The sequence below is a fragment of the Streptomyces sp. ID05-39B genome, assembly GCF_033794725.1.
Lineage (GTDB): Bacteria > Actinomycetota > Actinomycetes > Streptomycetales > Streptomycetaceae > Streptomyces > Streptomyces bobili.
Genome location: NZ_JARGEF010000314.1, coordinates 1 through 7,902, shown reverse-complemented (window position 1 = coordinate 7,902; position 7,902 = coordinate 1). Strand labels below are relative to the sequence as shown.

Here is a 7,902-nt window from a genome sequence, read left to right as displayed (position 1 = left end):
GCCGGGGCCGGGGCAGGGTTGCGGGCGGCGGCCGTCCTCGGGGAGCAGGCGCCGGGTGCCGAGCGGGCTCGTGTCGCGGACATGAGGCGTCGCTAGTTCCCCGGCGGCAGGGCGCCTTGTCGCCGTGGGCGATGGGGGTCCGTTCGCGGGTGCGGGTCGGCTCTGGCTGGTCGCGCCCACGCGGCGGAGCCGCAGATCGATACAACCCGGCGGCCCTTGGCGGGCTCCGCGACCCCGCTGCTCAATGGTCCCGCTTCTCAACTGCCCCGCTTCTCAACGGCGTGCCGTGCCATTGGGTGGGCCCCGCCCCCCATGACAACAGAACCCCGCGCCCTCCACCTGGGCGCGGGGAACCGGAGTCGTGCTGTCCGGTCAGTCCTTGATCTCGCAGATCGGGGCGCCGGAGGTGATCGAGGCGCCGACCTCCGCTGCGAGGCCCTTGACGGTGCCGGAGCGATGGGCGTTCAGGGGCTGCTCCATCTTCATGGCCTCCAGGACGACGATCAGATCGCCTTCCTTGACCTCCTGGCCCTCCTCGACCGCGATCTTGACGATCGTGCCCTGCATCGGAGAGGCGAGGGTGTCGCCGGAGGCGACGGGGCCGGACTTCTTCGCCGCGCGACGCTTGGGCTTGGCCCCGGCCGCGAGGCCCGTGCGGGCCAGGGACATGCCCAGCGAGACCGGGAGGGAGACCTCCAGGCGCTTGCCGCCGACCTCGACGACGACGGTCTCACGGCCGGCTTCCTCGTCGGCCTCGGTGGCGGCGGGGGCGGCGAAGGCCTTGATCTCGTTGACGAACTCGGTCTCGATCCAGCGGGTGTGGACCGTGAACGGGTCGGCGGAACCGGTCAGTTCGGGGGCGAACGCCGGGTCCTCTACCACCGCGCGGTGGAAGGGGATGGCGGTGGCCATGCCCTCGACCTGGAACTCCGCCAGGGCGCGGGCGGCCCGCTGGAGGGCTTCCTTGCGGGTGCGGCCGGTGACGATCAGCTTGGCGAGCAGGGAGTCCCAGGCCGGGCCGATCACCGAACCGGCTTCGACGCCCGCGTCCAGGCGTACACCCGGTCCGGACGGCGCGTCGAAGGTGGTGACGGTGCCGGGGGCGGGCAGGAAGCCCCGGCCGGGGTCCTCGCCGTTGATGCGGAACTCGATGGAGTGGCCGCGCAGCGCCGGGTCGTCGTAGCCGAGTTCCTCGCCGTCGGCGATGCGGAACATCTCGCGCACCAGGTCGATGCCGGCGACTTCCTCGGTGACGGGGTGCTCGACCTGCAGGCGGGTGTTGACCTCCAGGAAGGAGATCGTGCCGTCGACGCCGACGAGGAACTCGACGGTGCCGGCGCCGACGTAGCCGGCCTCCTTGAGGATGGCCTTGGAGGAGGAGTACAGCTCGGCGACCTGGGCCTCGGAGAGGAAGGGCGCGGGCGCCTCCTCGACGAGCTTCTGGTGGCGGCGCTGGAGCGAGCAGTCACGCGTGGACACGACGACCACGTTGCCGTGGCTGTCGGCCAGGCACTGCGTCTCCACGTGCCGGGGCTTGTCGAGGTAGCGCTCGACGAAGCACTCGCCGCGGCCGAACGCGGCGACCGCCTCGCGGACCGCCGAGTCGTACAGCTCGGGGACTTCATCGAGGGTGCGGGCGACCTTGAGACCGCGGCCACCGCCGCCGAAGGCGGCCTTGATCGCGATGGGCAGGCCGTGCTCCTCGGCGAAGGCGACGACCTCGTCCGCACCGGAGACCGGGTCGGGCGTGCCGGCGACCAGCGGGGCCCCGGCGCGCTGGGCGATGTGGCGGGCCGCGACCTTGTCACCGAGGTCGCGGATGGCCTGCGGCGGCGGGCCGATCCAGGTCAGGCCCGCGTCCAGGACGGCCTGGGCGAAGTCGGCGTTCTCCGAGAGGAAGCCGTATCCGGGATGGATCGCGTCCGCCCCCGATTCGCGGGCGGCGTTCAACACCTTCTCGATGTCGAGGTAGCTGGTGCCCGGAGTGTCACCGCCCAGGGCGAACGCCTCGTCCGCGGCCCGGACATGCAGAGCGTCCCGGTCCGGTTCGGCATACACGGCGACGCTTGCGATACCGGCATCCCGGCAGGCCCGGGCCACGCGGACTGCGATTTCGCCACGGTTGGCGATGAGCACCTTGCGCACGATTGAGGCTCCCTCCTTGAAACAAGCCGAGTTTAGGGACTGCCGACACGACTCATCGACCCGTCCCCAAAGGTGACCTTGCCCACACGGAGCGTGATGCCAGGCTCACTCGACCGCGAAATCCCTTGTAGTACCGCCGTACGCAGCACTCCTCCTCGAAACCCTAGCCCTCCACTGTGGCCAAGGTCTCTGTGAGCACGTGCTGCGCCCCACTCCGTTTCTTTGTGGAGTCCCTACGAATGGCCCAATGATTCTTTGCCGGCGGCAGAACCCTTGTCCCCGGGTTTACCCGTTAGTAGCGTGCGTGTGGCCAAGGCTCAGCAATCCTGTGCGGGCCCGGTCGAAAGTGGGTGGAGGAGCGGTGGTGCGCAGACCGGTGGCAGTGGTCGTGGCGGCCGTACTCGTCGTCGAGGCGCTCGGCGTCGCGGCGCTGAACTGGTTCCTCGGCATCGTCGTCGACCGTCAGGACATGTCCCTCGCGGGCCTGGACCCGGACATGATGTCCACGTCGTCGAAGATCGGCGGGATCGTCTTCGGTCTCTACTTCGCCTTCTGCGGGCTGGTCGCCCTGCTGGTCGCGGTCCGCGACCGGCCGCCGGCCGGCTTCGGGCGCATCCTGCTGATCAGTGCCGCGGTGGTGCACGCCGTGCTGGGCGCCGTCGCGTGGGGGCTGGTGGGCTGGCACGCGTTCCTGCTCATGGTCGTCGTGCTCACGCTCATCGTGCTGCTGCTGATGACGTACGACCGCCAGGCGGGGCCCGCCGCCGCGGAACCCCGGGACGCGGGGCCGCAGGACGAGGGGCCCGTCCCCCTCAGTGGTCCGCCGGCGCCCACAACTCCGTGATGCCCACGCCCAGTCCGGCCAGCAGCCGGCGGACGAGGGGCAGGCTGATGCCGATCACGTTGCCGTGGTCGCCGTCGATGCCGTCGATGAACGGTGCCGAGCGGCCGTCCAGGGTGAACGCCCCGGCGACGTAGAGGGGTTCGCCGGAGGCGACGTACGCGGCGATCTCCTCGTCGGTGGGCTCGCCGAAGCGGACCACGGTGGAGGCGACGGCGGACGTGTAGCGGCCGGTCGTGGTGTCGTAGAGGCAGTGTCCGGTCTGGAGGGTGCCCGCGCGGCCGCGCATGGACTTCCAGCGGGCGGTGGCCTCCTCGGCGTCCGCGGGCTTGCCGAGGGCTTCGCCGTCCAGGTCGAGGACCGAGTCGCAGCCGATCACCAGGGCACCTTGGACCTCGGGCTTCGCGGCCACGACGGAGGCCTTGGCCTCGGCGAGGGCGAGGGCCAGTTCGGCGGGAGTGGGGGCGGTCACGGCGTCCTCGTCGACCCCGCTGACGATCACCTCGGGGTCGAGCCCGGCCTGGCGCAGCAGGCCCAGCCGGGCGGGGGACTGGGAGGCGAGCACAAGACGGCGGCGCGGCTGATCGGTCATGCGGTCAGCGTATCGGCGTGCCGCGCCGCGTTCACCCGGGTCGCCTCGGGGCGTCCCGGCCGGCCTCGGGTCATCGCACACCGATGACGATCATCGCGACCACCATGGCCAGCGCCATGAGGACCCCGAGCCGCCGCAGCATCTCCTGCGCGTCGCGCAGTTCTTCGGGCGGCTCGTTCTCGGGGTCGGACCACAGCATGCGATCCAGCCTGAGGCGGGGCGGTGACGGATGCCTGAGTACGCGTACTCAACTTCACTAAACGGGACTGTGGTTTCATTAGCAGGGTTCCGACCGCTGTTCCGACCGCTGTTCCGGCCGACGAGAGGGCACGCCCGTGTTCACCACCGCTTGGACCGCCCCGCCCCAGCTCCCCAGCGAGGGCTTCACCCCCAACTGGTCCCGCGAGGGCTTCTGGCGCCAGTCCGTGCGCCAGGTCGTCCGGCTCACCGCGGGCGGCGACCGGGTGCGGATACGGCTGTCGAACGCCTACGGCACCTCCCCGGTCCGGCTCGCCGCAGGCACGGTGGCCCGCACCGCGGAGGGCGCCGCCGTCGAGGCGGACTCCGTCACCCGCCTCACCTTCGGAGGCTCGGGGCGTACGGCGATCCCGGCCCGCGGCCATCTCCTCAGCGACCCGGCCGCCCTCACCGTGACACCGGGGCAGGCGCTCACGGTGACCCTGCATCTCGACGCCGTCACCGGCCCCGCCACCTTCCACGCGCAGGCCTTCACGGCCAGCTACCGCGGCGAGGGTGACCTGACGGCGGACGTGGACGGGGCGGGCTTCGACGCGCGGAGCGAGTCCTGGTACCTCCTCGGTGCCGTCGAGACCGACGCGGGCCGCACGGACGGCATCGCCCTTCTCGGCGACTCCGTCACCGACGGCTTCGGCTCGACCCCCGGCGCCGACCGGCGCTGGTCCGACCAACTCGCCCGGCGCACCGGACGTCCCGTCCTCAACGCCGGGATCGGCGGCAACCTGCTGCTCAACGACTCCGCCTGGTACGGCGAGAAGGCCCTGCACCGGCTCCGCCGCGACGTACTGGAGCAGCCGGGCGTGGACACCCTCGTGGTGCTCCTCGGCCTCAACGACCTCGGCTTCGCCGAGACGGACGAGCAGCCGACGTACCGGCCCGCACCCGTCCTGGAGGCGGACGAACTGATCGCCGGGCACCGCGAGCTGATACGGCAGGCGCGCGGGCGGGGCCTGCGGGTGATCGGGGCGACCCTGCTGCCGTTCGGGGGCTCGGACCACTGGGGTGAGCACGCGGCCGAGGTGAGCCACGAGGTGGACGAATGGATCCGCCACGGCGGGGAGTACGACGCCGTGGTGGACCTGCGCCGGGCGCTGGCCGATCCGGCGGACCCGGACCGGCTGCACCCCGCGTACGACTCCGGCGACCACCTGCACCCCCACGACGCGGGGTACGCGGTGATGGCCGAAGCCGTGGCCGCCCGTCTGTGACGGGCGGGCGGCCGGCCTAGCCCGGCCAGTACGTGCGGCTCCAGGTGGCCGGGCCAGGCTGCGGCAGCCGGTGGGCGGCGATGCGGGAGGGATCCGACCAGGAGTCCCTGGCTTCCTGCGCGCCGGACGGCTCCGCCGCCACCGCCGCGGCGCGGGCGCGGACCACCGCCAGAGCGGCGGCCAGCTCCTCCGGGGTCGGGTTGCCCCGTACGACCTTGATCGTCATGGCGGCTCCTAGAGGGGGATGTTGCCGTGCTTCTTCGGAGGCAGGGATGCTCGTTTCGTCCGCAGTTGGCGCAGGCCCCGCACGATGTGCCGACGGGTGTCCGACGGCATGATCACCGCGTCGACGTAACCGCGCTCGGCGGCGATGTAGGGGTTGAGGAGCGCGTCCTCGTACTCCCGGATCAGCCGGGCGCGGGTCGCCTCCAGGTCGCCCGCGGACTCCGCCTCGGCGATCGTGCGCCGGTGCAGGATGTTGACCGCGCCCTGCGCGCCCATCACCGCGATCTGCGCGGTCGGCCACGCCAGGTTGAGGTCGGCGCCCAGGTGCTTGGAGCCCATCACGTCGTAGGCACCGCCGAAGGCCTTGCGGGTGATGACCGTGATCAGCGGGACGGTCGCCTCCGCGTAGGCGTAGATCAGCTTGGCGCCGCGGCGGATGATGCCGTCGTGCTCCTGGTCCACGCCGGGCAGGAAGCCGGGGACGTCGACGAAGGTGACCACCGGGACGTTGAACGCGTCGCAGGTCCGCACGAACCGGGCCGCCTTCTCGGAGGCCTTGATGTCCAGACAGCCCGCGAACTGCATCGGCTGGTTGGCGACGATACCGACCGGATGGCCCTCCACCCGGCCGAAGCCGGTCAGGATGTTCGGCGCGAACAGCGGTTGCGTCTCGAAGAACTCGGCGTCGTCCAGGACGTGTTCGATCACCGTGTGCATGTCGTACGGCTGGTTCGCGCTGTCCGGGACGAGCGTGTCCAGCTCCAGGTCCTCGTCGGAGACGGCGAGGTCCGCCTCCTCCGGGAACGCCGGCGCCGCGGAGAGGTTGTTCGACGGCAGGTACGACAGCAGCTGCTTGACGTACTCGATGGCGTCCTTCTCGTCGCCCGCCATGTGATGGGCCACACCCGACGTCGAGTTGTGGGTGCGCGCGCCGCCCAGCTCCTCGAAGCCGACGTCCTCACCGGTGACCGTCTTGATCACGTCCGGACCGGTGATGAACATGTGCGAGGTCTGGTCGACCATGACGGTGAAGTCGGTGATCGCCGGCGAGTAGACCGCGCCGCCGGCGCACGGGCCGACGACCAGGCTGATCTGCGGGATCACACCGGACGCATGGGTGTTGCGGCGGAAGATCTCGCCGTACGCCCCCAGCGAGGCCACACCCTCCTGGATGCGGGCGCCGCCGGAGTCGTTGATGCCGATGACCGGGCAGCCGGTCTTCAGCGCGAAGTCCATCACCTTGACGATCTTCTGGCCGTAGACCTCGCCCAGGGCACCGCCGAACACGGTGAAGTCCTGCGAGAACACGGCGACGGGACGGCCGTCGACGGTTCCGTAGCCGGTCACGACGCCGTCCCCGTACGGGCGGTTCTGGTCGAGGCCGAAGTTGGTGGAGCGGTGGCGGGTGAACTCGTCCAGCTCGACGAAGGAACCCTCGTCGAGAAGGAGTTCGATGCGCTCACGGGCCGTCAGTTTGCCCTTGGCGTGCTGCTTCTCGACGGCGCGTGCGGAGCCGGCGTGCGTCGCCTCCGTGACGCGACGCTGGAGATCCGCGAGCTTCCCCGCGGTCGTGTGGATGTCGATCTCTTCCGACTCGGACATCGGGATGCGGCTCCCTGCCTGCTCAAAGGGGGGGACGGTTACTCATCCGTACAGTAGTGGCGGGCCTACCGATCGGCAGTGCGGCGTTTACCACACCTAGGGTGGCTTGCATGACGCCGCGAGATGCAGCAGGAAACCCCGGAGACAGCAGCCGGTGGTCCGATCTGGACCGTCCGCCCCTCAACGCCGTCGCGCTGCGGCGCGGGCTCGTCCAGGAGGGCGGGCTGTGGACGGGAATCGACATCGTCCCCCGCACCGGGTCCACGAACTCCGACCTCGTCGCGCTCGCCGCCGCCGGGAAGGCCGACGAGGGTGCCGTCCTGGTCGCGGAGGAGCAGACCTCCGGGCGGGGGCGGCTCGACCGGCGGTGGACGGCGCCCCCGCGGTCGGGACTCTTCTTCTCCGTGCTGCTGCGCCCGGCCGAGGTGCCCGTGGCCCGGTGGGGGTGGCTGCCCCTGCTGACCGGCGTCGCGGTCGCGACCGGCCTGTCCCGCGCCGCGGGCGTCGATACGGCGCTGAAGTGGCCCAACGACCTGCTGGTGACCGTCAGCGGCGAGGAACGCAAGGCCGGCGGGATCCTCGCGGAGCGGGCCGGGGCGGACGGGGTGGTGGTCGGCGTCGGCATCAACGTCACGCTGCGGGCCGAGGAACTGCCGGTGCCGCAGGCGGGGTCGCTGGCGCTGGCCGGAGCGGTGAGCACGGATCGGGACCCGCTGCTGCGGGGCGTGCTGCGGGCGCTGGAGGAGTGGTACGGGAGGTGGCGGGCGGCCGGCGGGGATCCGCTGGGGTCCGGGCTTCAGGAGGCGTACGCGGCGGGGTGTGCGACGTTGGGGCGGACCGTTCGGGCGGAGCTGCCCGGGGACCGGTCGGTGGTCGGCGAGGCGGTCGCCGTGGACGGGGACGGGCGGTTGGTGCTCGCCACGGAGGAGGGGGTACGGGAGCCGGTGGGCGCGGGTGACATCGTGCATCTGCGGCCGGCGTGAGACGGTGATCTAGCCCCCGCCGCCGCCCCTTCCCGTCCCGAACCTGGG

The 7,902-nt window shown here is 71.7% G+C and carries 8 protein-coding genes; 3 read left to right on the top strand and 5 right to left on the bottom strand.

The annotated features are described in order from the left end of the window. Positions 1 to 372: 372 nt before the first annotated feature. Entirely contained in the window at positions 373 to 2,145 is a 1,773-nt protein-coding gene (locus tag P1P75_RS37385; RefSeq protein ID WP_319263822.1) for a biotin carboxylase N-terminal domain-containing protein, read from the bottom strand. Positions 2,146 to 2,506: 361 nt separating this feature from the next. Between P1P75_RS37385 and P1P75_RS37380 the strand changes: the two genes are divergently transcribed. Continuing rightward, positions 2,507 to 2,989: a hypothetical protein gene (locus P1P75_RS37380; RefSeq protein ID WP_319263821.1), complete on the top strand. Its 483-nt coding sequence runs from the start codon at positions 2,507 to 2,509 to the stop codon at positions 2,987 to 2,989. On the opposite strand, the gene P1P75_RS37375 is transcribed toward P1P75_RS37380, so the two are convergent. Continuing rightward, a complete protein-coding gene (locus tag P1P75_RS37375) occupies positions 2,958 to 3,578 on the bottom strand; it encodes a nucleoside triphosphate pyrophosphatase (protein WP_319263820.1) in 621 nt (206 codons plus the stop codon). The genes P1P75_RS37380 and P1P75_RS37375 overlap by 32 nt on opposite strands. A 70-nt stretch (positions 3,579 to 3,648) precedes the next feature. Further along, positions 3,649 to 3,777 carry a morphogenic membrane protein MmpB gene (mmpB, locus tag P1P75_RS37370; protein ID WP_319263818.1) on the bottom strand — a complete coding sequence of 43 codons (129 nt, stop codon included), beginning with the start codon at positions 3,775 to 3,777 and terminating at the stop codon, positions 3,649 to 3,651. A 136-nt stretch (positions 3,778 to 3,913) separates the two neighbouring features. Between mmpB and P1P75_RS37365 the strand changes: the two genes are divergently transcribed. Then, a complete protein-coding gene (locus P1P75_RS37365) occupies positions 3,914 to 5,044 on the top strand; it encodes an SGNH/GDSL hydrolase family protein (protein ID WP_319263817.1) in 1,131 nt (376 codons plus the stop codon). A gap of 16 nt (positions 5,045 to 5,060) precedes the next feature. Here P1P75_RS37365 and P1P75_RS37360 read toward each other — a convergent pair whose 3' ends face one another. Both P1P75_RS37360 and P1P75_RS37355 read right to left on the bottom strand, forming a co-directional pair. Then, positions 5,061 to 5,270, bottom strand: coding sequence for an acyl-CoA carboxylase epsilon subunit (locus tag P1P75_RS37360; protein WP_319263816.1), 210 nt, complete (start codon positions 5,268 to 5,270; stop codon positions 5,061 to 5,063). Positions 5,271 to 5,278: 8 nt separating this feature from the next. Next, positions 5,279 to 6,871, bottom strand: a complete 1,593-nt coding sequence (locus P1P75_RS37355; RefSeq protein WP_319263814.1) for an acyl-CoA carboxylase subunit beta — start codon at positions 6,869 to 6,871, stop codon at positions 5,279 to 5,281. A 110-nt stretch (positions 6,872 to 6,981) separates the two neighbouring features. On the opposite strand from P1P75_RS37355, the gene P1P75_RS37350 reads away from it, so the two are divergent. After that, on the top strand, positions 6,982 to 7,854 hold the full coding sequence (locus P1P75_RS37350) for a biotin--[acetyl-CoA-carboxylase] ligase (protein WP_319263812.1): 873 nt from the start codon (positions 6,982 to 6,984) through the stop codon (positions 7,852 to 7,854). Positions 7,855 to 7,902 lie beyond the last annotated feature (48 nt).